Source organism: Sorangium sp. So ce834, from assembly GCF_051521425.1.
Classification (GTDB): Bacteria; Myxococcota_A; Polyangia; order Polyangiales; family Polyangiaceae; genus Sorangium; species Sorangium cellulosum_D.
The window spans coordinates 832,665-858,849 of the sequence record NZ_CP150351.1 but is presented as its reverse complement, the minus strand read 5'-3'; the positions used below and the strand labels follow the sequence as shown (position 1 = coordinate 858,849).

Here is a 26,185-nt window from a genome sequence, read left to right as displayed (position 1 = left end):
GGGGCTCAGGCCTCGTCGTCCAGGTCCTGCTCGAGCCCTTCCCACCACTCGGCCAGATCGATCTCGACGTCCTCGAACGGCGCGGCGCGCACCTTCTCGTCGCGCCCGTGGAGACCCAGCTCGACCCACCGCCCGTTCTCGAGCTGGCTGACCAGCAACGTCCGCCGGGCGGGATCCACGTACCAGAGGTGAGGCACGCCGATCTCGGCGTAGAAGCGGCGCTTCACGAGGTTGTCGTAGCTCGCCGTGCGCGGCGAGAGGATCTCGCAGCACCAGTCGGGAACGAGGGCAATGGGCTCCTTGGGCGGCGGCGGCACGGGCATGCGCGCGCGGCGCCAGCCTGCAACGTCAGGCGAGATCTCGGGCGCGCGCTCGAGCTGGATGCCCGGCTCGGAGAGGATCCACCAGCCTCCTGGACCGCCCTTGCCCCGCTGGTAGGGGTTCTTGAGGTCGGCCGTGATCAGGTCCTCGATGTTCGCGTGAGCGAAGCGCGGACGAGGAAAGGCGTACAGCGTGCCGTCGATGATCTCGCCCCGCCAGCCGGGCGGCAGCTCATCGAGATCGGCGAGCGTGGCGGGCCAGACGAGCTTCTCCGCGAGATTCATGCACGACCTGCGCGAGCATACACCACCGTGGGCTCCGGGGGCCGGGGCTCCCCGACCGCTCAGCAGCTCGCCCCCTCCCTCACGGGCAGACCGCCTGCTCGCCCTGAGGCCGCCCCCGGTGCAGCCGGTGCCCCCGGCGGCGCGACGACCACCGGCGGCTTGGCCGGCCGCGCTCTTCCAACCATGAAAGGCGTGGCGTTACGCCACAGCTCACCGGCGCGCTGGCCTCCTCGCGCGGGAGCCACTCGCCCTCGAGCGACACGCCCCGCACGTCCTCCCGGACGCCCCGCGCCCTCAGCCACGCGGCGAGCGCCTCGCCGAGCTCGCGCATGCTCGACCAGCGCAGCGACGGCTCCTTCTGCAGCCCGCGCTCGACGATCGCCCAGAGCTCCGCGTCGAGACCGCACGCGTCGACCAGCGACGGCACCGCGTCCTGCAGGACCGCGCGCAGGCCGTCCAGCGCGTTCTTCGACGAGAACGGCGGCCGCCCCGAGAGCAGCTCGTACAGCGTCGCGCAGAACGACCAGACGTCGGCCCGGCGATCGACGTCAGGGACGGCGAGCGCCTGCTCCGGCGGCATGTAGTCCGGGGTCCCGAACACCTCGAAGGCCCCCGTCGCCTGCCCCTCCTCGCGCTCGGCGACGAGCTTCGCCACGCCGAAATCGACGACCTTCGGCTGCAGCCGGCCGCCGCCGCGGCGCACCAGCATCACGTTGTCCGGCTTGAGATCGCGGTGGACCACCCCCTTCTCGTGCACCGCGTGCATCGCGCCCGCGACCGGCAGCAAGAGCGCGATCGCCCGCTCCGGCGCCATCCCCCCCTCGCGCGCCAGCACGCTCCTCAGCGACTCGCCCTCGATGAGCTCCATCACCAGGTAGGGATCGCCCTCGGCCGTCTCGCCGAGGTCGAAGATCCGGACGATCTCCGCGTGGTTCAGCCTTCCTGCGGCGCGCGCCTCGCGGAGGAAATAGTCGGTCAGCTCCGCCGACCGGAGCTCGGGCCGCATCAGCTTGATCGCGACCTCCGATCCGACCGCGACGTTTGTCGCGACCCAGACCGTGCCCATCGCCCCCTCGCCGATCTTGCGGACCAGCCGGTACTTGCCCGCGACGAGATCCCCCTCCTGGTAGTGCACGCCGCACGGGGCCTCACCGAACCCCTCGTCGAGGTCCCATGAGCTGTCGTCCGAGGTGCTCCAGGCATCCGTGGTCTCGATGCGCGACATGATCTCTCCTGCCCCCTGCTGCGCGGCCTCGCCGCACCGGTGCCCGCGCTGAAGCAGACGTCGTGCCATCTTTGACAAACATGGAAATGTGAACAGGAAGGGCCAAAACGCCGCCTGGTACCCGCTCGAGACCGACAGAGACGCCGCACGGCTGCCCCGATGGGGCACTCGGCCACACCCGCGGAAGCGGCATCCCCGGAGCGCCGCAAAGATGATTTACTGCGGCACGACCGCATGCGGACCGAACGGAGGCCTCCCTGATCCCGGCGGCCGCGCTGCGCGCCCTGCCCTATCTCGCCACGCTGGCCGGCGCGCTCCTCTTCGCCGCGCTGCTCCGCCTCGCCCTCCGACAGGGTGCGCTCCGCCGCCCGATCCTGCTCGCCTGGATGCTCGCGGGCGCGCTCCCGGCGCTCTACGTGGGGCTGGTCTGGTGCGGGGTGCTCTCGGGCGCGCAGCTCCGGCTCGCGCGGCCCTGGGGCGCGCTGCTCGCGGCGGGCGCCACGTCGTTCGTGGCGCTCCGGTACCTCGCGCTCGCGCTCGCGTCGCCGCACGCCCGCAGGCAGGGGGCGTGGCGCGCGCGGCTCGGGGATCTCCTTACGCCCTTCGCGGCGTTCGCCGCGGCCATGGCCGTGGCCGGGCCAGAGATCGGCCGGCCACTCGACCGGCTCACCGTCCTGGTCGCGATCGATCGCAGCCGCTCGATCGACCTCGTGCCGAACGCCGACACGCGCGTCGCGCAGGAGCTCTCCGTCGCCGAGCTCGGCATGCGCGAGGACGACCGGATCGCCACCATCGCGTTCGCCGCCGGCGCCGCCACCGAGGATCCGCCGCGCCCGCGCTCGCAGCTCCCCGCGCCGCAGCGGGTCGCGCTCGGCCGCGACGGGACGGACCTCGCCGCGGGCATCCGGCGCGCCCTCGCCGAGGTGCCGCCGGACTCCGCGGCGCGCGTCGTGCTCGTCACCGACGGGGTCGCCACCCGCGGCGACACGATGGCCGCGGCCGCGGCCGCCGTCGCCGCCGGCCTGCCGATCGACGTGCTCCCGCTGGAGCAGCGCATGGTCCCCGACGTCCGCGTGGTCGCCCTCCGCGCGCCCGCGCGGGCCGACGAGGGCGAGGCGCTCGATCTGCGGCTCGTCACCTCGTCGCCGTCGCCGGCCGAGGTCGAGATCCGCCTGCGCCGCGACGGCGAGCTCATCGCCCGCGCCGACGCCTCGATCGCCGCCGGGGAGGACGTGCTGCGCATCCGCGAGAAGGCGCCGGGGCCGGGGCTGCACCGCTACGACGTCGAGATCACCGCGAAGGATCCGCGGCTCGACCAGGCCGCGGAGGACAACGCGGCGAGCGCGTTCCTGCGCGTGCGCGGGGCCGCGGCCGCGCTCGTGCTGGAGGGCGACGCCGGTCAGGGCGCGTTCATCGCGCGGGCGCTCGCGGACGGCGCGTTCCGGGTGGACGAGGGGGGCCTCGACCGCGTCCCGGCCGACCTCGGGGAGCTCGCCGGCTACGACGTGGTGGTGCTCAGCGACCTCCGCGCGGCGGACCTGTCGCCGAACCAGATCGAGGCGCTCGCGAGCTACGTGCGCGATCTCGGCGGCGGGCTCGTCCTGATGGGCGGCGACCGGAGCATGGGGCCCGGCGGCTACGCGCGGACGCCGATCGAGGAGGTCTCCCCCGTCTCGTTCGACCTGAAGCAGGAGCGCCGGCGGGCGAGCCTGGCCGAGGTGATCGGCATCGACATCTCCGGCTCGATGGCGGCGAGCGCCGGCGCGCACACGAAGCTCGAGCTCGCCAACGAGGCCGCGGCCCGGTCGGCGTCGCTGCTCGGCCCCGGCGACCGGCTCGGCGTCGCGCACGTCGACACGGCGGTGCGGTGGAGCGTGCCGCTCGGGCCGGTGGCGGACAAGGCCGCGATCGACAGGGCGATCCGCGCCGTGGGGCCGGGCGGCGGCGGGATCTACGTCGACATCACGCTCGACGCGGCGTACCGGGCGCTCGACCGGGAGGCCACGAACCTGAAGCACGTGCTGCTCTTCGCCGACGGGTCGGACGCGGAGAACATGGGGCCGTGCCGCGCGATGGTGGGGGCGGCGATGCGCCGCGGGATCACGACGAGCGTCGTGGCGCTGGGCCAGGGCGCCGACGTGCCGGAGCTCGAGGCGCTGTCGCGCCTCGGCGGCGGCCGGTTCTACCTGGTGGAGGACGCCGGGCGGCTGCCGGCGGTGTTCACGCAGGAGACGATCCTCGCGGCGAGGAGCGCGATCGTGGAGGAGCCGTTCCAGGTGGCGCTGGGCGCGCCGTCGTCGATCACGGCCGGGGTGCCGTTCGGCGAGGCGCCGCCGCTCGCGGGCTACGTGGTGACGGTCCCGAAGGGCCGGTCGACGGTGCTGCTGTCCGGGCCGGAGGGGGATCCGGTGCTCGCGGTGTGGTCGGCGGGGCTCGGCCGGGCCGCGGCGTTCACGAGCGATCTGAAGGGCCGCTGGGGGGCGGCGTGGACGCGCTGGCCGGGCGCGGCGCGGATGATGGCGCAGGCGGCGCGCGACGTGGCGCGCAAGGCGGAGGATCCGCGCGTGCGCCTCGAGGCGGACGCGTCGGGGGGCGAGCTGTCGGTGCGGGCGACCGTGATCGGCGACGACGGGCGGGCGCAGTCGTTCCGCCGGCTGGTCGTGCACGTGGCGGGGCCGGACGGCTTCGCGCGGGAGCTCCCGCTCGAGGCGACGGGCGCGGGGGCGTACACGGCGACGCTGCCGCTGTCGCGGCCGGGCACCTACGTGGCGGTGGCGCGGGACGAGCTGACGGGGGAGGCCGTGGGGACGACGGGGGCGGCGATGACGGCCGGCGAGGAGCTGCGCCCGACGGGCAGCGATCTGTCGCTGCTCGGGCGGATCGCGGAGTTCACCGGGGGCAAGCGGCGCGACACGCTGGCGGGCATCTTCGAGGACCGGGCGTCGAGGCGGTTCGCGTACCGGGACGCGACGCCGGGGCTCGTCGGCCTGGCGGCGCTCGCGCTGCTGCTCGCGGTGGCGGCGCGGCGGCTCGCGCTGCCGGAGGCGGCGTGGGCGTGGGCCGCGCGGGCCGGGGAGCGGCTGCGGGCGCGGCGGTCGGGAGCGGCGGTGGAGGAGGCCGGCGCGGGCGAGACGGTGGGGGCGCTGCTGTCGGCGCGGGAGCGGGCGAGGACGGCGCGAGAGGGGGGGCAGGCGCGGGCGGCCGGGGCGAGAGCGGCGGCGATGTGGACGGCGCAGCCTGGGTCGGCGGCGCAACCTGGGTCGGCGGCGCAACCTGGGTCGGCCGCGCAACCTGGGTCGGCCGCGCAGCCTGGGTCGGCCGCGCAACCTGGCTCGGCCGCGCAACCTGGGTCGGCCGCGGGGCAACCCGGGTCGGCGGCGCAACCCGGGTCGGCGGCGCAACCTGGGTCGGCCGCGCAACCTGGGTCGGCCGCGGTGCCTCGCTCCGCGCCGTCACAGGGAGCACACCTGGCTGGGGCGCCAGGAGCGACGCCGGAAGGACGGCCGCTCACCGCCGCGGAGAAGATCCTGGCGCGCCGCCGCGGTCGCCTGTGACATGGCTTCTCGGCCATCGCGAGGCGGGCGCGACGTCGAGGGAAACCATGTACTTGCGGCGCCACCAGGCCGCAGCGACCGCGCTCACGCAGCGAGGACGTCGGAGTAGCGATAGGGGCCGTCCGAGGAGAACGCGAGCACGATCCGCTCCGCTGGAATGCCGCCGCGGACCAGCGCCGGCGCCATTCCGCGCTCGGTGCCGTCCGCCTGAATCCAGATCTCGTCACCGATCCGATCGATGTGACCAGGCAGCCGTGAACGCGCCGTCGCTTCTCGCGCCCGATGATCATGAGCAGGTAGTGGTCCGAGTCCCGATCGAACACCGTTTGCGTCGCCACGTCATCGTGGGCGTACGGGATGGCAGCATACTCGGAGAGCACCTTTTCGATCACCTCGCGGTCGGCGGTTCGGGCGTCCATCGTTCAATGACCTCCGTCTCGGCGTTGAACACAAGCAGCTTCATCCTCCTGTTGTCGAGGAGGATCTCCCCCAGGGCATCCTCGAAGATATCGACATAGGCCGTGTCGCTCACGGCGAGGTACAGCTCGCGATCGGGCGGACGGGGCAGCGCGAGGGCCGCTCACGCCTCGACGGCCTTCGCCCACGGAGCTCGCGCGGGGTACACGGCCTGCATCCGGCACAGGAACGCGAAGTCGCTCTCGCCGCGCTGCAATCCGGCGGCCAGCGCACATCTCCCGGCACACTGCCGTGCCCTGCCGGCTCCTCCAGGTCGGCTGCCAGCAACTCCCCGCACGTCGCCAGCACCTCCCGGCATGCCGCCAGCAGCCCCGGGATGCCTGCCGGCACCCGCTGGTGCGGCTGCTCGGACCTGCTGGTACGGCTCCTCGGACCTGCTGGTGCGGCTCCTCGGACCTGCTGGTACGGCTCCTCGGACCTGCTGGTACGGCTCCTCGGACCTGCTGGTACGGCTCCTCGGACCTGCTGGTACGGCTCCTCGGACCTGCTGGTACGGCTGCTCGGACCTGCTGGTACGGCTCCTCGGACCTGCTGGTACGGCTCCTCGGACCTGCTGGTGCGGCTCCTCGGACCTGCTGACACGATTCTGGCCGTCTCGCCGCGTGCTGGCCGCGCTCCCGGCCCGCTGGCCGCGCTCCGCGGTCCGCTGGGTGTGCGCCCCGGCCCGCTGGGACGCGTCCCGGGCGCGCTGGCGTAGCTACGCGGCGACACAACCGTGCTCTCCGGATCACCGGAGCACGCCTGGAGCGCTGCGAGCTCTGCCGTCGTGCTACGCCTGCGCGCTCGCCACCCCACTGGAGGTAGGTTCATGGGAATCGAATTGTCGCAAGAGCAGCACACGGTCCTGAAGGAGACCCGCGCGGTCGCTACCCCCGCGGAGTTTCACGCCCTTAGGGGCAAGGAATGCGGGAAAGAGAGAAACCGCAAGGGCGCAAGGGGCGCAAGGAATCAGAGACCAGATGATATTTCTCTTTCCCTTGCGCTCCTCGCGCCCTTGCGGTTTCTCTGCCGCTTTTGTTGATTTCTTCAAAACTCCAACGTGATCGGTGCTCTAGACATCCCGCGCCCGTCTGTCAGCTTTCATCCCCCTTCAGCTTTCATCCCCGTGAAGACGACCTGGACCATCGTGCTGGAAGGTGGTAGGATTCTTGTATGTCGCGAGATACCTACGAGATCGTTGATGAAAGTAGCGGCGACGATCTGCGCCTGGTGCTTCGGGTCGAAGGGGAAGCTGCGGCCACTGCCAGCGCGTCATCGGACGCAGTCACGCAGATGCGAGATCAACTCGGCATGACGCGAGAAGACGTTCTCGCCGAGTTGAGGAATGCACTCGAGAGTTTGCACCGGAACCAACTCGACAAGGTCACGATCCAGCGCCTCCGGGAGCAGACCGAAGGCTCCCGATATTTTATAGCTTCTTACATATCTCGAGACTTCAATAAGGTCACCGAGGGCATCATCTGGTACGATCTGCCCAACGGAACGACCGGACCGAGCGACGTTCCGGCGCTGGTACGGAACAAACTGCGATATGATGTTCATGGTCACCTGACGGCTGGCAACGCCAGCGCTGAGGCCCTGCGGAGGGCCCTGCGATGACTGCTGCCGCACCCGCTGGGGCAACCGCTCTGCCCCTCGTCATGTTCGACACCAATGTCATCTTCGACTTTTTCTTGGGACGCGATCCCGAAATCCTTCTTCTCGCGCAGCTTTCTCGTCAGCATGTCGAGATTCGTATCCCCGAGTTCGTTCTCATGGAATTTCGGGGATCGATTCTTCGAGAACTCGGAGGCAAGGAGAAGGCTCTATCCTCCGTCCGGCAACTCGCGAACGAATTGGAGCGCGCTGATCACTGGATGAGCGGAGTTGACCGGCTCCGCGCTGGATGTGAACTCGTCATGGAGGATATTGCTCGCCTCCGAGGCAAGCTCGACACGTTCTTGGATGTGGTTCGTAAGCAATTCGACGTCGAGCCGCATTCACCCGACATTCATTACAAGGGTGACCTTCGGTACGTTCAAGGGCTCCCTCCGGATGAGCCCAAGCGCGGAGTCCAGGACTGCAGGATCTTTGAGGCCGCTCTGGCGATTGGGCGGGCGGACGCGACAAACAATAGGCCGGCGCGATTCTTTCTCACCAAAGATTCAGATTTTCTCAAAAAGGTCGGCGTGAAGGACGAGCTGGACGCGCTTGGAATCGAGCTTGTCGGTTCAGCAGGCCAGATCTACGGGCGGTTCGCCCCTCGGTAGCTCGCGACGCGTGGCGCGTGGACGGCGCTCACCCGCAAGCGGAGGTGGCCGCGATGAGCAGCGAGAGCGTCGATGCCCCCACCGAGACGGCGGTGGATGTCCTCGCCGCGACGGAGGTCGGCTTGATCGAGATGGTGCTCGGCGTCCCGGGCGTGGCGCCGCGCATCCTCGGTACGGGCGCCCTCGCCGCCCTCGCTCGCCTTTCTCCGGCGGCGCTCGCCGCGCGGGCGCAGATCGCGCTGCTCGACGCCACCCGGCTCGTGGCTGCCTTCGAGCTCGGCCGCCGCGCCCACGCCGCACGCGCTCGCCGGGGCGCGCGTCTCACCGATGCCGCCCGCGTGGCGCGCTACTTCGGCCCGAGGCTCGCTTGCCTCGTCCACGAGGAGCTCTGGATCGCGGCGCTCGATGTCCACGGTCGCGTGCGCGAGGCGCGCATGCTCGCGCGCGGTGGCGCCGATGGCGTGTACGTCGGCCATGCGGACATCCTGCGCGCGGCGCTCGACATGGCAGCCCAGAGCTTCGTCCTCGCCCACAACCATCCGAGCGGCGACCCGGCGCCTACCGAGGTGGATCAAGCCATGACCCAGGAGCTGCGCGCTCTCTCCTACGCGCTGAACGTGCCGCTCCAGGCTCACGTCATCGTCACGCCCAGCGGGCGCTACGCCGCCGTCCTGGAGTAGCCGTCGCGAGGCCATGTCCGCGACCATGTAGAGCCCCTCAGGCTCGCAGAGGTCCGGCGAGGAGCGTACGGTCCGTCGCCGCCCGACCGGCGCGGCCGGCGTCGCGTTCGCATCCGCGTCGGGCGGGTCCCGATTGTATGCCCGACAGGGTGTGAGCGAAATTGCTGCTGCCATGAGCAAGGTCACGGCGCTGGGGCTGGATACGGTCCACGAAGGTTCTGGACATCAGATGACCGGCATGGCCGTCAGCGTGTGCACGACGCCGGCGGCGCCCAGCCCGCTGCCGATTCCATATCCCACGATGGGCACGGTGGCCGAAGGGGTCATCGACGCGCCGATGCGGACGAAGCTCGAAGGGAAGAAGATCCTGACGGTCGGCGGGTGCATGAAGGCGTGTCACGGCAACGAGCCGGGCACGTTGAAGGAGACGTTGAGCCTCAACACGGGCGGTCCGTGCTTCCCGTGGCTCGGCGCGCCGAACGTGCTCGTCGAGCTGGGGATGGCCGGTATCACCGGCAGCATGGGGCAGATGAACAAGTCGGTCACCGCCGGCGCCGGGACGAGCGCGAGCGGGGCGGGCGGCGCGGGGGGCGGCGGCGGCGGGGGCGGCGGCGGCGCGGGGGCGCCGGGCGGGAGGAAGCCGAGCACGCCGGGCGGCGGCGGGGGCGGCGGCGGCGGGAGGAGCCACAAGGGGGCGACGGCGGGCAAGTCGTCATCGCCGCCGGTGGACCAGTGCACGACCGAGGGGCACCCGGTCGACGTCACGGACGGCGCGGTGGTCGACGCGGCGACGGATATCGAGGTGGCGGGCATGATCCCGCTCACGTGGGCGCGGCACTACCGCTCCTCTCGGTACGAGGAGCGCAACGCGGCGCTCGGCCCGGGGTGGGCGTTTTCTTACGAGCAATGGATCGAGGAGGGAGAGCAGGTCCTCGCGCTGCGGGACGGCCAGGGGCGGTGGATCTGGTTCGAGAAGGTCGGGCCCGGAGAGCGCGCGTTCCACCGGCGCAAGCGGCTGGAGCTGCACCGAGACGGAGCGCGGGAGTACCGGGTGGTGGAGCTCGGGTCGCGGCAGGTGCGGGTGTTCGCGGCGGAGGGCGGATCGGCGAGGGCGCTGTTGCGCGCGATCCGGGACGTGCACGGCAACGAGATCCGCCTGGACTACGAGGGGGATCGGCTCGTCCGGATCGTGGATACGGCGGGGCGGGAGCTCGGGGTGTGGTGGAAGGACGGGCGGATCACGCGCCTGGAGCTGTGGGCGGAGCGGCGGCTCTGGCAGTGGGTGGATTACCGGTATGACCGCGCGGGGAGCCTGATCGCGGCGGTCGATGCGGTGGGAGGCGTCGAGGCGTACGAGGTCGACGTGCGCTGCCGGATGACGGCGACCACGCTGAAGAACGGCGAGCGGTTCTGGTACGCCTACGAGAATCCCCACGGGCACCGGTGCCGGAAGACTGGAGGGCGGGACGGGCTCTATGAGGTGGAGTTCCGGCGCGACGAGCGGGCGAGGACGACCGAGGTCCGCGGCGAGGAGCCGCGGGTGTACACCTGGAACGCCGACGGCCTGGTCACGCGCGCGGCGCTGCCCGATGGGACGGTGCTGTGGGAGCGGGCGTACGACGAGGACGCACGCCTCGTCGCCGAGGTCAACGGCGACGGCGAGGGCGTGCAGACCTGGCATGACGCCCGCGGGAATGTGGTCCGGGAGATGGACGCGCTCGGCAACGAGACGCGGTGGGAGCACGAGGGCGACCTCGTGGTGCGCGAGATCAGCCCCGAGGGGCTGGTGACCCAGGTGATGCGCGACGCGCGCGGCGAGGTGAGCGCGGTGCTGCTGCCGGCGGGCGAGGCGGTCTCGTTCGCGCGCGACGAGCGCGGGCGCGTCACGGGCGTGTACGCGCACGGCGGCGAGCAGGGCGGGCTGCTGTTCGGCTACGAGCACGACGCGCAGCACAACGTGATTGCCGAGATCGACGCACGCGGCGCGCGGACGACGTACGCGCACGACGGGATGGGGAGGCCCGTGTCGAGGACCGACGCGCTGGGGCGGACGACGCGCGTGACGTACGATCCGATGGGGCGGCCGATCCGCGTGGAGCGGCCCGACGGGACGAGGACTGTTGCGACCTACGATCGCATGGGCAACCCGGTGCGGCTGGTCGACGCACTGGGGCAGACCACGCAGCTCGCCTACCAGGGCACGGGCGTGCTGGCGCAGGTCGTCGAGCCGGGCGGGGGCGTGTGGCGCTTCGAATATACGAGCAAGGAGCGGCTGCACGTCATCACGAACCCCAAGGGCGAGAAGTACGTCTTCGGCTACGACGATGCAGGAAGGGTGACGCGGGAAGAGACGTTCGACGGCCGCAAGCTCCGCTACGGCTACCGGAGCTCGGGGCGGCTCGGGCGCATTGAGCTCGCGGCCGACCGGACCTGGTGGCGCAACCTGTTCTACGACCGCGCGGGCAACCTCACCGGCGACGAGACGCCCGACGGGGTGATCCGCTACGCGCGCGATCGGATGGGGCGGCTGCTCGGGGCCGCGCTCGAGGAGGCGAGCGGGCTGCGCGTCGAGACGTGGTTCGAGCGCGACGGGCTCGGGCGCGTGGTGTGCGAGCGGCAGGGCGACCGTGCGATGCGGTACGCCTACGACACGCGCGGCCGGCGCATCGAGCGCGTCATGCCGAACGGGGCGAGGACGAGGTATGCCTACGACGCGCTCGACGCGCTGAGCGCCGTCGAGCACGACGGGCACCGCGTCGCGATCGAACGCGACGCGCTGGGGCGCGAGGTGCAGAGGACGAGCCGCGCGCCGGGCGAGGACGACGCGGCGGGCGAGGCCGCGGCGATCACGGTGCGGAGCAGCTACGATGCGATGGACCGGCTCATCGAGCAGCGCGCGACCGCGCCGGCGCCGGGCGTGCCCAAGGTGCTCGTCGCGCGGCAGTGGCTGTACGACGCGCGCGGTCGTGTCGAGCGCATCGACGACGCGCGCTGGGGCGCGACCGCGTACCGCTACGACCGCGTCGGCCGGCTGCTGTCCGCGCAGCGTGGGACCGTGCGCGAGTTGTTCGCCTACGACCCGGCCGGCTCGATCACGCGCATGCTCGAGGAGCTCGCGGGCAACGACGATCTGGGGCCGCTCGCGCCGGCGACGCAAGCGCAGCAGCCCCAGGGCTGGACGCAGCCGTCGTGGAGGCTCGAGCCCGGCGGCGTGCTGCGCAGGACCGAGACCGCGGCCTACGAGGTCGATGCGCGCGGGCGCCGCACCGCCAAGCTCGAGCTGGCGCGCTACCGCGAGAACCACCCGAGCGGCGGCGCCGCGACCGAGCAGGACATGACCCGCTACGTCTGGGACTGCCGTGACCGGCTCAGGGAGGTGCGGCTGCCCGATGGCACCCGCGTCATCATGACCTATGACGCCTTCGGAAGGCGCGTGAGCAAGGAGGTGCTCCGTGAGGCCGTCGTCGGTCTGCCGTGCAGGATCGAGTTCGTCTGGGATGGCGATGTGCTGGCGGCCGACGTCGACAACGAGCGCGGGGCGCGCACGTTCGTCCACGCGCCGGGGACCTTCGTGCCGCTGCTCCAGCAGCAGGACGGGCGCGTGCTCACCTACGTCAACGACCACCTCGGCACGCCCAAGGAGCTGCTCGACCCGCGCGGGCTCGTCGCCTGGTCGGCGGCCCACTCCGCCTGGGGCAAGGTCATCGACGTGTGGCGCGATCCGGTCAGCGTCCTCAACCACAGGACCACCGTCGAGTCGCCGTTCAGGCTGCTCGGGCAGTACGCCGATGACGAGACGGGGCTCTGCTATACGAGGTTCAGGTTCTTCGATCCCGAGACCGGCGGCTGGTGCAGCCCGGATCCGCTTGGAGCGGCCGGCGGACGGCACCTGTTCATGTTCGACGGCAGTCCAACCCTCCACATCGATCCCCTCGGTCTCGCGAAGGGCAAGGTATTGGGCGAAGCAGGAAAAGCTTGGGAAGATGATGTCCGGAGGGTTAGCGGAGGGACATCTCAAATAATCGATGACCGAGAAATTGACTCAGTGACGTCCACGGAGCTCATCCAGGCGAAGGACTCACCGAGCGCAGTCACCAAGCCCAAGAATTTCCTCGGCAAGAGCACCAGAAATCAGATCAAGGAGACAGTCCGCCTCGCGGGCGAGCACGGCAAGAAGCCGGTCTACTGGTTCAAAGAGGAGCCACACCCTGAAGTTCGCAGCTACATCGAAGAAAAGGGCGCGGAGGTACGCGTTGGCCTGCCCTCATCAACAAAAGGAAGCTGCTCCTCCTAATGTCTGCGCACAAGGCGCAGCGCCGACACAACCATAGAGCAACGAGGCGATACACATGTCGTATTTCTATTCGGTCCGCGGCTGGCTGGAAGTGTCGCCCGACATTTTTTCCAGCATAACATCCACCATATCAACGATTCGAGAACGATGGCGCGACAATGAGAAAGCACATCTCTATATGAAAGGCTGGTGCTGGAGCAACGACTCGATCAATTGGACGCGCTACCTATTCTACGGTGCGGACGTCACAGAGGAAGGCCTGACAATATTCCGTAGCGTCATCAACGATCTAATTCTTCTCAAAGCCGATCTATCCGGATATTTCCACGCTCAGGGCGAAGACGGGGAGAAGAGCATAGTCTTCAGGATCGAGAACGACGTTCTGCTCGAAGAGGCGCGATTGGGGGTTTAATGCCGACGGCCTGGTGACGCGCGCGGCGCTGCCCGACGGGACGGTACTGTGGGAGCGGGCGAGCTGCATGAACCGGTCGTGCGGCTCCTTCACCCAGACCTCCAGCCGGACGAGAGGGGCGTCCGGATCGGCTCGGTCCCGCGCCTGGTAGAGCTCGGTCCCCTGAGGGCTCTTCAGCCGGCGATGGATGCGATAGGGCCCGAGGTCGTCGCCCATCCCGAGGGGCACGAGAGGCTGGTCGTCGAACGACTTCATGACACTCCGGCCGGCCGGCGCGGAGCCACGCGTTGCGCGATGGCGGTGGGCTGCTCACCGCGTCGCGAAGGAACCTCCGGGCTCGGCGGCGCGCGCAGCCCGCTCCGGGCTGGCCGGCGCGGGCGTTACGCGAATGCTCCCCCGGCGTGCGCCGGCGCCCTCGGGTGCCCGGGCGGGAGCCCGAGGCGCTGCCGCACCTGCGCGAGGCCGACGCCCACGCCCCCGGCGGCGAGCGCGAGCGGCCACGGCTTCCCCGTCGTCTGCCCGATGAACGCGCGCACCCGCCCCACGTCCTCGAGGACCGGCGTCATCTGCGCCGGATCGTTGAAGTTGTTCACGAAGGCGTTCGCGAGCGCCTGCGGTCGGCTCGCGTTGTCCGCCCGCCCGTCGCTGCCGTACTGCGCGAAGAGGAGGTGGAATATCCCCGCGGACGCTCCGGAGAGGAGGAGATTGTTGAACCGATCGGTCGGCCCGCCGTGCCGCGCGTAGAAGCGATCGAAGGTGCGCGTCATCCATTCGGCGTCGAAGGGCCGGTCGCCGTGCTGCACGACGCACTCGAATAGGTTGCGCGCCATCTTGTTGCCGGTGTTGGCGCCCTGGCCGCCGATCGGGTCGAGCGACATCGCCGTGTCGCCCAGCGGCGTCACGATGCGGCCGGAGGGCAGCCGCCCGACGGGCTTGCGCACCGCCGGGACGACCCGACCCTTCTGCCATCCATGCTTGTCCGACAGCTCGGCTGTCCTGAACCACTCGTAGTCCCAGGGGATGAGCTCCTTCACCAGCTCCTTCGTGATCGCGACGATCTCCTCGCCCGTCGTCGCGCCCTGGAACCGGTCGAACGCCCCACCGGGTATCGCCTCGATGATACAGTTCCAGCTCGGCCCCACGTCCTTGTGGTGGTAGGGGATCCAGAACGCCTCCCCGAGGCCGGCGAACAGGTTGAACTTGACGGGGAGCAGCGGGACGCCGTCGAACCCGAGCTTCGGGCCGGTGACGCACATCATGACGAGGTTGCGCTGCGCTTCGGTGTGGACGCTGCGCGCCGGGTCGCGCTCGAACAGGTTGCACAGGTCGCCTCGTCCCGCGGCGACGATGGTGAGATCGTTCTCCGCCGCGATCGCGTCGAGCCGCGGGACGGTGACCGGCTCGATCGCGATCTTGCCCCCGCGCCGCTCGAGCTCGAGCATCCACCGGTGGCTCTGGAGCCGGAGATCGATCGCCCTGAAGGGCCGCTCCAGGCGCCCTGCCAGCGTCAGGAGGCGGTTGCCCGGCGCGGGGCACGCGGTCAGCTGGACGCCCTCGCCCGGGGGCGCGGCGTCCTCCCAGAAGGCCAGGCCGAGCTCGCGCTCGAGCTGGAGCGCCCTGTCGAACCGGGCGGCGGTGCCGGTCGGCTTCGATTCGTGGAGCCACTGCTCGGGCGTGCGATCCGAGTAGAGCGTCACGCCGTAGCCGGCCTTCACCAGCGCGTGCGCCGCCAGCAAACCAGCCTGTCCAGACCCCACGATAGCAATCTTGCGCATAAGGAACCCCCAGGTTGCGTTGGTCTGCGCTCGTCTCACGACGACGCGCGCCGAGCCATCCAGGTCGGTTCGCCGTCAGGGGCACCGGAGGCGTCGCGAGCGAGGGAAGCCCAGTCAAAGGAGACCGTATCACCTCGGCCAGGAGCGCCGGAAGCCTCCTACGAGGTGCTGGACGACCGACAACCGGAGAGGCCCCCCTCCATCGGAGAGAGCCCTCGGGGGGAGGGGGTGTCGCGCGGGGGGCCGAGGGGGAGGGCCCCACGAACCCGAGCGCCGGCCCGCATCGCAGCGGGTCGCCCATGGACTCGGCATCTCCGTACAGGAAGCCATAGCCACCACGAGGCGCGAGTTCGTGGGAGGGCCCCCCTCGGCCCCCCGCGCGACACCCCCTCCCCCCGAGGGCTCCGTTGCAGCGCGCGGAGCCCGCCCTGCACCGAGGCCCCCGCACCGAGCCCCCCGCGCCGAGGCACCGCCCACCGAGCCCGCCCGCCGGTTGCGAGGCGCAGCGCCTTGGAGTAGCGTCCGCGCCGCCGCAGGGCCGGGCGACGCCGATCGCCCCGCCCGAGCGGACGAGCCGGGCCTCGAGTGCGCGCCCCGGCTCGCGCGGCCCCCTCGCGCACTGGACGCGCACTGGAGACGAGAATGGCCCGAGGCTCGACAACCACGCACCGCGAATCGGACGCCGCCGAGTCGCTCATCGGAAGGGGCTCCCGCATCCGCGGGCGCGTCCACGGCGATGGCTCGCTCCGGGTCGAGGGCAGCGTCGAGGGGAACATCCAGCTGACCGGCGATCTCGAGATCGAGGACGGAGCGTCGGTCACCGGGGACGTCGAGGCGAGCTCGCTCGTCGTCGCCGGACAGCTCACGGGAGACGTGACGTCGCGCGGCCCCGTCACCATCCGGGCGACCGCGCAGTACGCCGGGAACGTGGGCGGCAGCGAGGTGATCCTCGAGGAAGGCGCGGCGTTCGCCGGCCGCATCGAGGCGGAGTTCGACCTGCCGGCCGAGCTCTCGGAGCGGACCGGCGGGCGCGCGCAGAGCCCCCGGCGCGAACCGGCGGGGCGGTAGCGCGCGTTGACGGACGGACAAGCGCGCCGCGACGGCGCGACGAGGAGCACGAACGTGGCGGGTACGATCATCGGAAACGGGCTCACGATCGAGGGCGAGATCACCTCCGACGACGAGGTGATCGTCGCCGGGACGGTGCGCGGCAAGCTCACCGTCGAGGGGCCTCTGACCATCGACGCAGGGGCGCTGGTCGAAGCGGACATCGGGGCGGCGTCGCTCCAGGTGGGCGGCAACGTGACCGGCAACGTCACGGCGGCCGACCGCGTGGACCTCCTCGCGGGCGGTCGCCTCGTCGGCGACGTGAAGGCGTCGCGGCTGACCATCGCGGACGGAGCCTCGTTCAAGGGCAACGTCGACATGGACGTGTAGCCGATGGCCGCCCAGTCCTCGATCGGGCCGACGACGGCCATCCGCGGGAACGTGCAGGGCGACGGGGATCTCGAGATCCTCGGCCGCGTCGAGGGGAGCGTCGTCATGACCGGCGACGTGACCATCGGCGAGGGCGCGCTCATCCAGAGCGACGTGCGGGGGCGGCGCGTGGTCGTCCGCGGCGCGGTCGCCGGGAACATCTCCGGCGAGGAGGCCGTGATCCTCGAGCCCGGCGCGCGCGTGGTCGGCGACCTCGGCGCGCCGCAGATCGGCATCCACGCCGGCGCGCTGGTGCGCGGCAACGTCACCACGGGCGCCCCGCTCGCCGTGACGCCCGCCCCGGTCCGGGCCGCCGCCCCGGCAGCTGCGCCGCGCGCCGCCGCCGCCGCGCCCGCGGCTGCGCGGCCGGCGCGGGCGCCGGCGGAGCGCGCGCCGGCGCCGGCCGCGCGGCCCGCGGCCCGCCCCGCGCCGGCGCCCGCGCGCCCCGCGCCGGCGGCCCGCCCGGCCCCGGTCGAGGCGAGGCCCGCGCCCGCGCCCGAGCCGCGCCTCGCGGCGGCGCAGGACGAGGAGGAGGCCGATCTGTCGGCCTCCGCCGCGGGCGGCGAGGGCGACGAGGCCGAGGCGGGCGAGGGCGCCGGCGGGCCGCCGCCGCCCGTCGTCCCCGCGCTCCGGAAGGGGGCCGCGAAGGCGTCGCTCCGCAAGCGGGGCGGGCGGTGAGCGCCGCCGGCACGTCCGAGCGGGAGCGGTTCGTCGCGCTGCTGCGCGAGCGATCGTTCGAGCAGAAGCGCGTCGTCCTCGCGTCCGGCCGCGAGAGCGACTTCTTCATCGACTGCAAGCAGTCGGTGCTGACGGCCGAGGGCCACGCCCTCGTCGGCGCGCTGATGTTCGAGGCGCTCGACGCGCTCCCCCGGTGCGAGGCCGTCGCCGGCGTCGAGCTCGGCGGCTGCCCCCTCGCGAGCGCGGTGTCGCTCACGAGCTTCCTGCGCGGCCGCCCCCTCCCCGCGCTGTACGTGCGCAAGGAGGTCAAGGACCACGGCTCGCGCCGCCTGGTCGAGGGCGATCGCGGGCTCGTGCCCGGGATGCCCGTCGCGATCCTCGAGGACGTCATCACGACGGGCGGCTCGACGCTGAAGGCGGTCGAGAAGCTGCGCACCGCGGGCGCCTCGGTGGTCGGCGTGATCGCCCTGGTCGACCGCCTCGAGGGCGGCGCCGAGGCGATCCGCGCGGCGGGGCTGCCGGTCGTCTCGATCTGCACGCGCCGCGATTTCCTCCCCGACAGCCCGCTCGGCTGAAGCGGGCGGCCCGGGCGAGGCGGCGCGCAGCGGCGCCGCCTCCGCTTTGCGGCGCGCTGCTCCGCCTCCGCCCGCGGCGCGCTACTCCGCCGCCTTCGCCAGCGGCTCGCCGAGGAGCGGGTAGCCGAGCGCCTCGCGCTGCGCGAGGTACGTCTCGGCGACCGCCCGCGCCAGCGCGCGGACCCGGCCGATGTAGCGCTGCCGCTCGGTCACGCTGATCGCGCCCCGCGCGTCGAGCACGTTGAAGCGGTGCGCCGCCTTCACCACGAAATCGTACGCCGGGAGCACGAGCGCCTTCTTCGGATCGATCGCCGCCCCCTTCGCCGCCGGATCCGCGCCCCGGTAGAGGAGCCGCTTCACCTCGGCCTCGCACACGTCGAACGCCGCGAAGTGCTCGGGGATGTCGGCCTCCTCGAAGTTGTACGTCGACCACTCCCACTCGGCGCGCTGGTAGAGGTCGCCGTAGCGCACGATCTTCCCGCCGCTGTCCGAGTAGACGACGTCGTAGATGCTGTCCTTGTCCTGCAGGTACATCGCGATCCGCTCGAGGCCGTACGTGAGCTCGCCGGACACGGGGCGGCAGTCGATCCCGCCGATCTGCTGGAAGTAGGTGAACTGCGAGATCTCGAGCCCGTCGATCCACACCTGCCAGCCGAGCCCCCACGCCCCGAGGGTCGGCGACTCCCAGTCGTCCTCGAGGAACCGGACGTCGTGCTCAAGCGGGTTCGTGCCGATCGCCCGCAGCGACTCCAGGTAGAGGTCCTGGATGTCGATCGGGCTCGGCTTGAGGATCACCTGGAACTGGTGAAACTGCTGCATCCGGTTCGGGTTCTCCCCGTAACGACCGTCCGCGGGCCGCCGGGAAGGCTCGACGAAGGCCACATTCCAGGGCTCGGGGCCGAGCGCGCGCAGGAACGTCGCCGGGTTGAAGGTGCCAGCGCCGACCTCCGAGTTGTACGGCTGCACGATGAGACAGCCGCGATCGGCCCAGAACTTCTGCAGGGTGAGAATGAGGTCTTGGAAGGTCATGGTGGGAGGGCCGGTTCTTAGCCTGGATCGCCCGCGCAGGCGACGCCCCGCGAAGGATCGCCCGCACGGTCCGCCCGAGGGGCGGCGCGTCGCGGGCGCCGCGCCGAACGCCCCTCCTGGCGTAAACCCCGTCGAGGACGGCCCCGCCTCGGCCCACGCCGACCCGCCTTGGCCACGCCGGCCCGCCTCGGCCCACGCCGACCCGGAGGCGCCGCCCGCGCCGCCCTGCCGGCCGCTTGCGCCTGTCCGGCGCATGGCGTAGCTTCCGGCGCGTTGTATGGGCTCCCATGCATCTCCAGCGGCGCGGCGGAAGACCGCCGCGCGGAAGGCCCAGGGCGGGCCGGACGCGCGGCGGGTCATGGACGCGATCCGCGCCATCGTGCAGCGCCTGCGCGTCTCCTCGCGCGCGTGCGAGCGGCAGCTCGGCCTGAGCAGCGCGCAGCTGTTCGTGCTGCAGCAGCTCGACCAGGCGGCCGCCGCGTCCGTCGCCGAGCTCGCGCAGCGCACGCTCACCCACCAGAGCTCGGTCTCGGTCGTGGTGACGCGCCTCGCCGAGCGCGGGCTGGTCTCCCGGCGCGCCTCGCCGGAGGACGCGCGCCGGACCGAGATCTCGCTCACCCCCGCCGGCCGCGCGCTGCTCCGCCGCGCGCCGCGCACCGTGCAGGCCGAGCTCGTCGCCGCCGTGGACCGCCTGCCGGAGGACGAGCGCCGCGGGCTCGCGCAGAGCCTCACCACCCTCGCCCGGGCGCTCGGGGCCGGCGACGAGGCCCCACCCCTGTTCTTCGAGGGCGAAGACGCCCTCGCCGGCACCGCGGCGGCAAACCGCGAGGAGAGCTGACATGTCCAGCGTGCACGCCCCAAATGCCGCGGCCGGCGAGAGCATCCCGGTCGCCCCCTCGATGAGCCCGACCCTCGCGGACCTCCGCGTCCCCGCCCCGGGCGCCGCCGTCGACCGGCGCGTCGTCCTCGTGAGCGGCCTCGCGATCGCGATCGCCGGCGCCGCGTTCCTCGCGGCGGAGCTGCTCACCGCGCTCATCGCCGTCATCACGAACCTCGCGTTCTTCGGCCGGCTCTCCGCCGCGCACGCCTCCCCCGCCGAGCACCACGCGGGCGCGCTCGTGCTCGTCATCCCGATCGCCGGCGCGCTCGTCGTCGGCCTCATGGCGCGCTACGGCTCCCAGGCGATCCGCGGCCACGGGATCCCGGAGGCGATGGAGCAGGTGCTCTTCAACCAGAGCCGCATCCCGCCGCGGATGACGCTGCTCAAGCCTCTGTCCGCGGCGATCGCGATCGGCACCGGCGGGCCGTTCGGCGCGGAGGGGCCGATCATCGCGACCGGCGGGGCGCTCGGCTCGCTGGTCGGGCAGCTGCTCCGGATCACCGCGGACGAGCGCAAGACGCTGCTCGCCGCGGGCGCGGCGGCGGGCATGTCGGCGACGTTCGGCAGCCCGGTGTCCGCGGTGCTCCTCGCGATCGAGCTCCTGCTCTTCGAGTACCGCCCGCGCTCGGTGATCCCCGTCGCCCTCGCCACCGCCACGGCGGCCGCCGCGCGCCTCGCCGTCGGCGCGACCGCGCCGGCGTTCGAGATGCCGGCCGTCGCGCCCTCGACCGGCCCCGCGCTCGCCTTCTACGTCGCGCTCGGCGCGGTGCTCGGCGTCGCGGCCATGGGGGCGACCCGCGCCATCTACGCGATCGAGGAGGCGTTCGAGCGGCTGCCGATCCACTGGATGTGGTGGCCGGCGATCGGCGCCGTCGCGATCGGCGCCGTGGGCTACGTCGCGCCGCGGACGCTCGGCGTCGGGTACGACAACATCGACGACATCCTGAGCGGCCGCCTCGCGCTCACCGCGCTCGTGTCGCTCTCGGTGCTGAAGTTCGTCTCCTGGTCGATCGCGCTCGGCAGCGGCACCTCGGGCGGGACGCTCGCGCCGCTCTTCACCATCGGCGGCGGGCTCGGCGCGATCCTCGGCCTCGGCGCCGCCGCGCTCTTCCCCTGGCTCGGCGTGGACGCGCGCGTCGCCGCGCTCGTCGGGATGGCGGCGATCTTCGCGGGCGCCTCCCGCGCGCTCCTCGCCTCGGTCGTCTTCGCCTTCGAGACGACCCGGCAGCCGATGGGGCTCTTGCCGCTGCTCGGCGGCTGCACCGCGGCGTTCCTCGTCTCGAGCCTGCTGATGCGGCACTCCATCATGACCGAGAAGCTCGCCCGCCGCGGCGCGCGCGTGATGGTCGAGTACGCGGCCGACCACCTGGCGCAGATCCTCGTGCGCGACGTCGCCTCGCGCCCGGCCGTGACGCTCGCCGCCGACGACACCGTCGAGTCCGCCCGCGCCTTCCTGCTGTCGCGGGCGGAGGGCTCGCGCCACCAAGGCTTCCCCGTCGTGGACCGCGGAGGCGAGCTCGTCGGCGTGGTCACCCAGCGCGACCTGCTCGCCGAGCAGCCCAGCGCGCTCTCGATCCGCGACCTCCTCCGGCGCCCGCCCGCGGTGGTGTTCGAGGACAGCTCGCTCCGCGAGGCCGCCGATCACATGGTCGCCGAGGAGGTGGGCAGGCTCCCGGTGGTGTCCAGGGAGGCGCCCCGCAAGGTGATCGGGATGCTGACGCGCAGCGACCTGCTCGACGCGCACCGGAGCCGAATCGATGCCGGGCAGCGGCGCGAGCTGGCGCTCGCCGCCGCGAGGCGGTTCGGCGGCCGGGCCGCCGTCGCTGGTCTGACGGCCGATGGCTCTGCCGGGCGCAGCTAGCGGCGGGCGGCGAGCGCCGCGCGGCGGGCGGCGAGCGCCGCGCGGCGGGCGGCGAGCGCCGCGCGGGCGGAGCTAGTCGACGAAGTAATCGCGATCGCCCGCGAGGCCCTGCTCGAGCGCGGCCATGCCCTTGGCGACGTCGAGCTTCACGCCCTCGCGCCGGAAGCTCATGCCCATGGCGTAGAGCGTCTTGAACAGGTTGTGCGAGCGGCACTGCTCGCCCATCTGGCCCACGCGCACGATGTTGAGGCCGAAGGCGCCCGAGATCTCGACGCGGAACGCCTTGGTCATGTACTCGCGGACCCGGGCGCTGTCGACGCCGCTCGGCAGCTTGATGGCGAGCACGCTGTTGAGGCGCACGTCCTTCGACGCGAACAGCTCGAGCCCCATCGCCTCGAGGCCCGCCTGCATCGCCAGCGAGCTCATCTCGTGGCGGCGGAACCGCCGCTCGAGCGTCTCCTCGCAGACGAGGCGCAGCGCCTCGTGCAGCGCGAGCACGCCGGGCACCGGTGCGGTGTAGTGGTATTGCTGGTACCCCCAGAACCGCTGCGCGCGCGTGGCGTCGTAGCACCAGTGCGGGCGCGGCGAGGGGCGCTCCTCGACCGTCTTCCACGCGTCCTGCGAGAACGCGCAGGCCGACACGCCCGGGATCGACGACAGCGCCTTCTGGCCGCCGACGATGCCGACGTCGATGCCCCACTCGTCCATGTGCACCGGCATGGCCGTGAGCGTGACCACCGCGTCGACGATCGTGAGGGCGCCCTGCGACTTCGCGAGCTTGCAGATCTCCGGCAGCTCCACCATGCGGACGCCGCAGGACGTCTCGCCGTGCGCCATCGTGACCACGTCGTAGCGCTGCTTCTTCATCGCCTCGCGCGCGTCGGCGAGCGTCACGGGCCGGCCGGGCGGCCCCTCGAGGAAGGTCACGTCGGCGCCCAGGCCGAGCGCCATCTCGCCGAGGCGGCCGCTGAACGTCCCCACCTTCAGGCAGAGGACCTTGCGCCCGGGCCAGCACAGGTTCGAGACGGCCATCTCCATCGCCGCGGACGCCGGCCCGGCGATGCCGATGATCTTGTCGCTGCGCGTCTGGAACGCGTAGGCCGCCATGTACTTCACGTTCTGGATGACGCGGTCCATGGTCGGGCCGAGGTGATTGATGATGACCCCGTTCGCCTGGGCCACCGCCTGCGGGATCGGCACGGGACCGGCGCCCATGAGGAGCAGCGGCTCGGACGGCAGGATCGCGGCGAGGGGCGTGATCGGCGGGGGCAGGATGGAGAACGACATGGCCAGGAACCTTGGGCGAGAGCGCGGAGCGCGCTAGCAAGCCCAATGCATCCTGCGGCGTCAAGCGCTACCGGGCAAGCCGGCGAGGCCCGCGACGGACCCGGGCATGGCGCGGGACGGCCTGAGAGCGCGCCGGACGCCGGGCCGAGGCGACAAATTCATCGCGTCCCGGGTTTCCCGGGGGGCCGGTCCGCGGGCTGCCGGCCCGAAGGGACCCGGCTCGTCGCACGGCCCTGGGGGGCGAGCCATGCGACGAGCGAGGCCCCCTCCGGCCTGCCGAGGAGGCCCTGCTCGTCGCACGGCCCTGGGGGCGAGCCATGCGACGAACAGGGCCCCCTCTGGCCTACCGCGGGGAGGGAGGAGGGCGCCGCGGCGCTCGAGCCCGAGATCGAGCTCATGCACGACGACGCCTCATCCCTGCTCCTCGTGCGGTCGGCCCGAGGTGATCCCGGACGTCACGGGGCGCGGCAGCGGAGCGAGAGCTCCTCCTCGTCGCGCCCCGAGACGGCATCGGGCGTAGCGCCTCACGAGAGGGTCAATCGACCCTTTCATACCACCGAGCGGCGGCGCGAGATCGCCTGATAGGCGGCCGTGAGCAGGATGGCGCCGATCAGGGACATGAAGAACCCGGCAGGCTCACCCTCGCGGTACATGAAGAGCATGCGGCCGAGCAGCCCGCCGACGAACGAGCCGACGACGCCGATGATCATCGAGACGACCCACCCGCCAGGCTCACGCCCCGGGACGATAAGGCGCGCCAGAGCGCCGACGACGAGGCCAAACAGGAGAAAGAGAATGAACGACATGATGAACCTCCCAGAGTGGAGCGAAGCGCTCCTGGTTGCTATGCAGTCTGTTCAGCAAGCGCCGCGCCATGCCGCGGAGTCCGGCCTCTCCACAGGCCCTCAGGCGAGCTGAACGGCCAGGACAGCGCGCCGGGCCACCTTATCGATCGCAAAATCCGACCGCGGCGGGGAATGCGCCCTGGAGAGCCGGGACGGTCGGATCGAACCGTGGGATTGCTCGCGTCGCGACGCCGTGGCGGATTGCCTCAGACGGGCTGAAAAGCAGAGCGCGGGCGAGGTAGCCTGCCCCATTCGCCTCCACGACCTCGACAACGCGCCTCGCGCGGCGGTGGCGCAGCGATTGCTATCTCCAGAGGGCAACGGCGCGCCGCGGAGATGCTCTGCGGGCGTTCACCATGAGGAGGGTACGATGAGCAACGAGAGCGATCGGAATGAAGGGGCTGCCGAGGAGATGGGCGGCAAGCTCAAGAAGGGCATCGGCAAGCTGCTCGGCGACGAGCAGATGGAAGCGGAGGGCCGCGCCAAGGAGCTCCGAGGAAGGGTCCAGCAAGAGGACGCCAAGGCGGATGAGCGCGCGCGGGGCGCGCTCGAGGAGGCCGCCGGCGCCATCAAGAACCGGGTCGGGAAGCTCGTCGACAACGAGCAGATGGCGGCCGAAGGAAAGGCCAAGGAGCTCCGGGGAGAGAACCGGCAGAAGGCCAATCAGTAGGGTGCGCGCCCTGCCCGCCCGCGCGAGCGGGCGCGAGAGGGCCCGCTCGACGGGAGCCCGGCCCTCCCCGGCCGGGCTCCTGCGCGGCCTCGCGCCGTCACACCTCGGCCGCCGAGACGCCGTGCCGCTGGAGGAGCTCGCGCAGGTGGCTCCGGTCCATCCGCGCCGCGCGCGCGGCGCGCGAGAGATTGCCGCCGTTCGCGCGCACCAGCGCCGCGAGGTACGTCCGCTCCCAGCGCGCCACGGCGCGCTCCTTCGCCTCGCGGAACGACAGGCTGAGATCGTCGTCCCGGAGCGCCTCCACCGCCGGGGCGCCGCCTTCCTTCTCTCCCGCCATCACCGCCTCGCGGAACAGCGCCGGATCGATCATCAGCACCGCGCGCTCGACCGCGCCGCGCAGCTCGCGGACGTTGCCGGGCCAGTCCTGGCGCATGAACGCCTCCAGCAGCTCGCCCGGCGGGCTCTGGTCCGGCCCCTGCGCGAGCTGCCGGTAGAAATGCGCCGTGAGCAGCGCGATGTCGTCGGGGCGCTCGCGCAGCGCCGGGACGCGGAGGCGGACGATGTTCAGCCGGTAATAGAGATCCGACCGGAAATTCCCGCGGTTCACCTCCTGGCGGAGATCGCGGTTGGTCGTCGCGATGACCCGGATGTCGAGCTTGATCGGCTCGATCGTGCCGATGCGCCGGATCTGCCGCTCCTCGAGCACGCGCAGGAGCTTCGGCTGCATGTCGAGCGGGAGCTCGCCCATCTCGTCGAGCAGCACGGTGCCGCCCCGCGCCGCCTCGAAGGCGCCGGCGCGCGCCGCCTGCGCGCCCGTGAACGCGCCCTTCGCGTGGCCGAAGAGCTCCGCCTCGATCAGGGTCGGCGGGATGGATCCGCAGTCGATCACGACGAACGGCCCGCCCGCGCGCGGGCTGTTCTCGTGGATCGCCTCGGCGAGCAGGCCCTTGCCCGTGCCCGTCTCGCCCTCGATGAGCACCGTCGAGTCCGACGCGGCGATCCGCGGCAGCGCCGCGAAGATGCGGCGCATCGCGGTGCTCTGCCCGAGCACCCGGCCGTACCGGTCCTCGTCGCCGAGCGGCTCGCGGATCTCCTCGGCGAGCGGCTCGAAGCGGAGCGTCGACTGCCCGAGGCCGAGCGTGGCGCCCGGCTGGAGGTAGGCCGCCTCGACGCGGAAGCCGGAGAGGGTCGTGCCGTTCTTGCTGCCGAGATCGCGGAGCAAGAAGCCCCGCGGGGTGACGGTGATCACGCAATGGTGCCGCGAGACGGCCCGGTCGCTCAGGATGAGCTGGTTGCCGGGCGCCGTGCCGATCACGAACTCGGTGGCGTCCGACACCTGGGACGACCCGGCGTCGGGGCCGTTCGTCACCTGCACGCGGAAGCGGGTGAACGCGATCTCTTTGGAGCGGACCTTGAGGAGCGCCGTCTCGGCGCTCGGGTGAACCTTCGGCTCGGAGCCCATCGCGCCAGCCTACCACGACGGTGCCGCGCATGGCCGGGGCTGGCCGGCTTCGGCGGCCTCGGGGCGGCCGCGGCCGCGAGGCGCTCGTCTCCGCCCTCGCGGGCCTGCCGGTCCGCCCTCGCGGGCCTGCCGGTCCGCCCTCGCGGGCCTG

General features: G+C 72.1%; 21 protein-coding genes and 1 pseudogene. 12 read left to right on the top strand and 10 right to left on the bottom strand.

Features of this window, described 5'->3' with window-relative positions; translation table 11 throughout:
* Positions 1 to 5: 5 nt before the first annotated feature.
* A complete protein-coding gene (locus tag WMF20_RS03240; protein WP_437610572.1) occupies positions 6 to 605 on the bottom strand; it encodes a Uma2 family endonuclease in 600 nt (199 codons plus the stop codon).
* Between the two features lie 79 nt (positions 606 to 684).
* On the bottom strand, positions 685 to 1,899 hold the full coding sequence (locus WMF20_RS03235) for a serine/threonine-protein kinase (RefSeq protein WP_437610570.1): 1,215 nt from the start codon (positions 1,897 to 1,899) through the stop codon (positions 685 to 687).
* Between the two features lie 317 nt (positions 1,900 to 2,216).
* Here WMF20_RS03235 and WMF20_RS03230 point away from each other — a divergent pair, with 317 nt between their 5' ends.
* On the top strand, positions 2,217 to 5,384 hold the full coding sequence (locus WMF20_RS03230; RefSeq protein WP_437610568.1) for a VWA domain-containing protein: 3,168 nt from the start codon (positions 2,217 to 2,219) through the stop codon (positions 5,382 to 5,384).
* A gap of 84 nt (positions 5,385 to 5,468) precedes the next feature.
* Here the strand turns inward: WMF20_RS03230 and WMF20_RS03225 are convergent.
* Both WMF20_RS03225 and WMF20_RS03220 read right to left on the bottom strand, forming a co-directional pair.
* A pseudogene (locus WMF20_RS03225) lies at positions 5,469 to 5,803 on the bottom strand (XisI protein).
* Positions 5,773 to 5,952, bottom strand: coding sequence for an element excision factor XisH family protein (locus WMF20_RS03220; protein WP_129572958.1), 180 nt, complete (start codon positions 5,950 to 5,952; stop codon positions 5,773 to 5,775). The pseudogene WMF20_RS03225 and the gene WMF20_RS03220 overlap by 31 nt, the downstream one beginning before the upstream one ends.
* A 1,061-nt stretch (positions 5,953 to 7,013) precedes the next feature.
* Here WMF20_RS03220 and WMF20_RS03215 point away from each other — a divergent pair.
* From WMF20_RS03215 to WMF20_RS03200, 4 genes are all read left to right on the top strand, one after another.
* Positions 7,014 to 7,460 carry a hypothetical protein gene (locus WMF20_RS03215; RefSeq protein ID WP_129572957.1) on the top strand — a complete coding sequence of 149 codons (447 nt, stop codon included), beginning with the start codon at positions 7,014 to 7,016 and terminating at the stop codon, positions 7,458 to 7,460.
* Positions 7,457 to 8,110 carry a PIN domain-containing protein gene (locus WMF20_RS03210; RefSeq protein ID WP_207217731.1) on the top strand — a complete coding sequence of 218 codons (654 nt, stop codon included), beginning with the start codon at positions 7,457 to 7,459 and terminating at the stop codon, positions 8,108 to 8,110. Before WMF20_RS03215 ends, WMF20_RS03210 begins: the two co-directional genes overlap by 4 nt.
* A gap of 53 nt (positions 8,111 to 8,163) precedes the next feature.
* Entirely contained in the window at positions 8,164 to 8,790 is a 627-nt protein-coding gene (locus tag WMF20_RS03205; protein ID WP_437610565.1) for a JAB domain-containing protein, read from the top strand.
* Positions 8,791 to 8,962: 172 nt separating this feature from the next.
* On the top strand, positions 8,963 to 13,084 hold the full coding sequence (locus tag WMF20_RS03200; RefSeq protein WP_437610563.1) for a restriction endonuclease fold toxin: 4,122 nt from the start codon (positions 8,963 to 8,965) through the stop codon (positions 13,082 to 13,084).
* A 310-nt stretch (positions 13,085 to 13,394) separates the two neighbouring features.
* Here the strand turns inward: WMF20_RS03200 and WMF20_RS03195 are convergent, their stop codons facing one another.
* Together WMF20_RS03195 and WMF20_RS03190 are read right to left on the bottom strand one after the other, a co-directional pair.
* Positions 13,395 to 13,751 (bottom strand): hypothetical protein, encoded by a 357-nt coding sequence (locus WMF20_RS03195; RefSeq protein ID WP_129572952.1) that lies wholly within the window; start codon positions 13,749 to 13,751, stop codon positions 13,395 to 13,397.
* A gap of 125 nt (positions 13,752 to 13,876) precedes the next feature.
* A complete protein-coding gene (locus WMF20_RS03190; RefSeq protein WP_437610561.1) occupies positions 13,877 to 15,271 on the bottom strand; it encodes a styrene monooxygenase/indole monooxygenase family protein in 1,395 nt (464 codons plus the stop codon).
* A 642-nt stretch (positions 15,272 to 15,913) separates the two neighbouring features.
* Between WMF20_RS03190 and WMF20_RS03185 the strand changes: the two genes are divergently transcribed.
* From WMF20_RS03185 to pyrE, 4 genes are read left to right on the top strand one after another with little or no spacing between them, the layout of a single operon-like run.
* A complete protein-coding gene (locus tag WMF20_RS03185) occupies positions 15,914 to 16,339 on the top strand; it encodes a bactofilin family protein (protein ID WP_061623199.1) in 426 nt (141 codons plus the stop codon).
* 54 nt (positions 16,340 to 16,393) lie between these two features.
* Positions 16,394 to 16,708 (top strand): bactofilin family protein, encoded by a 315-nt coding sequence (locus WMF20_RS03180; RefSeq protein WP_020732660.1) that lies wholly within the window; start codon positions 16,394 to 16,396, stop codon positions 16,706 to 16,708.
* 3 nt (positions 16,709 to 16,711) lie between these two features.
* On the top strand, positions 16,712 to 17,425 hold the full coding sequence (locus WMF20_RS03175) for a bactofilin family protein (protein WP_437610559.1): 714 nt from the start codon (positions 16,712 to 16,714) through the stop codon (positions 17,423 to 17,425).
* Positions 17,422 to 18,000 carry an orotate phosphoribosyltransferase gene (pyrE, locus tag WMF20_RS03170; protein ID WP_129572949.1) on the top strand — a complete coding sequence of 193 codons (579 nt, stop codon included), beginning with the start codon at positions 17,422 to 17,424 and terminating at the stop codon, positions 17,998 to 18,000. Before WMF20_RS03175 ends, pyrE begins: the two co-directional genes overlap by 4 nt.
* A gap of 81 nt (positions 18,001 to 18,081) precedes the next feature.
* Here the strand turns inward: pyrE and glyQ are convergent, their stop codons facing one another.
* Entirely contained in the window at positions 18,082 to 19,029 is a 948-nt protein-coding gene (gene glyQ, locus WMF20_RS03165; RefSeq protein ID WP_437610556.1) for a glycine--tRNA ligase subunit alpha, read from the bottom strand.
* 277 nt (positions 19,030 to 19,306) lie between these two features.
* Here glyQ and WMF20_RS03160 point away from each other — a divergent pair, with 277 nt between their 5' ends.
* Both WMF20_RS03160 and WMF20_RS03155 read left to right on the top strand, forming a co-directional pair.
* Positions 19,307 to 19,867: a MarR family winged helix-turn-helix transcriptional regulator gene (locus WMF20_RS03160; RefSeq protein WP_437610554.1), complete on the top strand. Its 561-nt coding sequence runs from the start codon at positions 19,307 to 19,309 to the stop codon at positions 19,865 to 19,867.
* Between the two features lies 1 nt (position 19,868).
* Entirely contained in the window at positions 19,869 to 21,770 is a 1,902-nt protein-coding gene (locus WMF20_RS03155) for a chloride channel protein (RefSeq protein WP_437610552.1), read from the top strand.
* Positions 21,771 to 21,842: 72 nt separating this feature from the next.
* Here WMF20_RS03155 and WMF20_RS03150 read toward each other — a convergent pair whose 3' ends face one another.
* Both WMF20_RS03150 and WMF20_RS03145 read right to left on the bottom strand, forming a co-directional pair.
* A complete protein-coding gene (locus tag WMF20_RS03150) occupies positions 21,843 to 23,057 on the bottom strand; it encodes a pyridoxal-phosphate-dependent aminotransferase family protein (protein WP_129572946.1) in 1,215 nt (404 codons plus the stop codon).
* Between the two features lie 548 nt (positions 23,058 to 23,605).
* Positions 23,606 to 23,863, bottom strand: coding sequence for a GlsB/YeaQ/YmgE family stress response membrane protein (locus WMF20_RS03145; protein ID WP_020732654.1), 258 nt, complete (start codon positions 23,861 to 23,863; stop codon positions 23,606 to 23,608).
* A 409-nt stretch (positions 23,864 to 24,272) separates the two neighbouring features.
* Between WMF20_RS03145 and WMF20_RS03140 the strand changes: the two genes are divergently transcribed.
* On the top strand, positions 24,273 to 24,572 hold the full coding sequence (locus WMF20_RS03140) for a CsbD family protein (protein ID WP_437610550.1): 300 nt from the start codon (positions 24,273 to 24,275) through the stop codon (positions 24,570 to 24,572).
* 97 nt (positions 24,573 to 24,669) lie between these two features.
* On the opposite strand, the gene WMF20_RS03135 is transcribed toward WMF20_RS03140, so the two are convergent.
* On the bottom strand, positions 24,670 to 26,034 hold the full coding sequence (locus WMF20_RS03135; RefSeq protein ID WP_129572944.1) for a sigma 54-interacting transcriptional regulator: 1,365 nt from the start codon (positions 26,032 to 26,034) through the stop codon (positions 24,670 to 24,672).
* Between the last annotated feature and the right edge of the window lie 151 nt (positions 26,035 to 26,185).

What these genes read in the sequence shown, in the direction of transcription:
- WMF20_RS03240 (WP_437610572.1), bottom strand. Translation starts at nt 605, where the DNA reads ATGAATCTCGCGGAGAAGCTCGTCTGGCCCGCCACGCTCGCCGATCTC.
- WMF20_RS03235 (WP_437610570.1), bottom strand. Translation starts at nt 1,899, where the DNA reads ATGGCACGACGTCTGCTTCAGCGCGGGCACCGGTGCGGCGAGGCCGCG.
- WMF20_RS03230 (WP_437610568.1), top strand. Translation starts at nt 2,217, where the DNA reads ATGCTCGCGGGCGCGCTCCCGGCGCTCTACGTGGGGCTGGTCTGGTGC.
- WMF20_RS03215 (WP_129572957.1), top strand. Translation starts at nt 7,014, where the DNA reads ATGTCGCGAGATACCTACGAGATCGTTGATGAAAGTAGCGGCGACGAT.
- WMF20_RS03210 (WP_207217731.1), top strand. Translation starts at nt 7,457, where the DNA reads ATGACTGCTGCCGCACCCGCTGGGGCAACCGCTCTGCCCCTCGTCATG.
- WMF20_RS03205 (WP_437610565.1), top strand. Translation starts at nt 8,164, where the DNA reads ATGAGCAGCGAGAGCGTCGATGCCCCCACCGAGACGGCGGTGGATGTC.
- WMF20_RS03200 (WP_437610563.1), top strand. Translation starts at nt 8,963, where the DNA reads ATGAGCAAGGTCACGGCGCTGGGGCTGGATACGGTCCACGAAGGTTCT.
- WMF20_RS03195 (WP_129572952.1), bottom strand. Translation starts at nt 13,751, where the DNA reads ATGAAGTCGTTCGACGACCAGCCTCTCGTGCCCCTCGGGATGGGCGAC.
- WMF20_RS03190 (WP_437610561.1), bottom strand. Translation starts at nt 15,271, where the DNA reads ATGCGCAAGATTGCTATCGTGGGGTCTGGACAGGCTGGTTTGCTGGCG.
- WMF20_RS03185 (WP_061623199.1), top strand. Translation starts at nt 15,914, where the DNA reads ATGGCCCGAGGCTCGACAACCACGCACCGCGAATCGGACGCCGCCGAG.
- WMF20_RS03175 (WP_437610559.1), top strand. Translation starts at nt 16,712, where the DNA reads ATGGCCGCCCAGTCCTCGATCGGGCCGACGACGGCCATCCGCGGGAAC.
- glyQ (WP_437610556.1), bottom strand. Translation starts at nt 19,029, where the DNA reads ATGACCTTCCAAGACCTCATTCTCACCCTGCAGAAGTTCTGGGCCGAT.
- WMF20_RS03160 (WP_437610554.1), top strand. Translation starts at nt 19,307, where the DNA reads ATGGGCTCCCATGCATCTCCAGCGGCGCGGCGGAAGACCGCCGCGCGG.
- WMF20_RS03155 (WP_437610552.1), top strand. Translation starts at nt 19,869, where the DNA reads ATGTCCAGCGTGCACGCCCCAAATGCCGCGGCCGGCGAGAGCATCCCG.
- WMF20_RS03150 (WP_129572946.1), bottom strand. Translation starts at nt 23,057, where the DNA reads ATGTCGTTCTCCATCCTGCCCCCGCCGATCACGCCCCTCGCCGCGATC.
- WMF20_RS03145 (WP_020732654.1), bottom strand. Translation starts at nt 23,863, where the DNA reads ATGTCGTTCATTCTCTTTCTCCTGTTTGGCCTCGTCGTCGGCGCTCTG.
- WMF20_RS03140 (WP_437610550.1), top strand. Translation starts at nt 24,273, where the DNA reads ATGAGCAACGAGAGCGATCGGAATGAAGGGGCTGCCGAGGAGATGGGC.
- WMF20_RS03135 (WP_129572944.1), bottom strand. Translation starts at nt 26,034, where the DNA reads ATGGGCTCCGAGCCGAAGGTTCACCCGAGCGCCGAGACGGCGCTCCTC.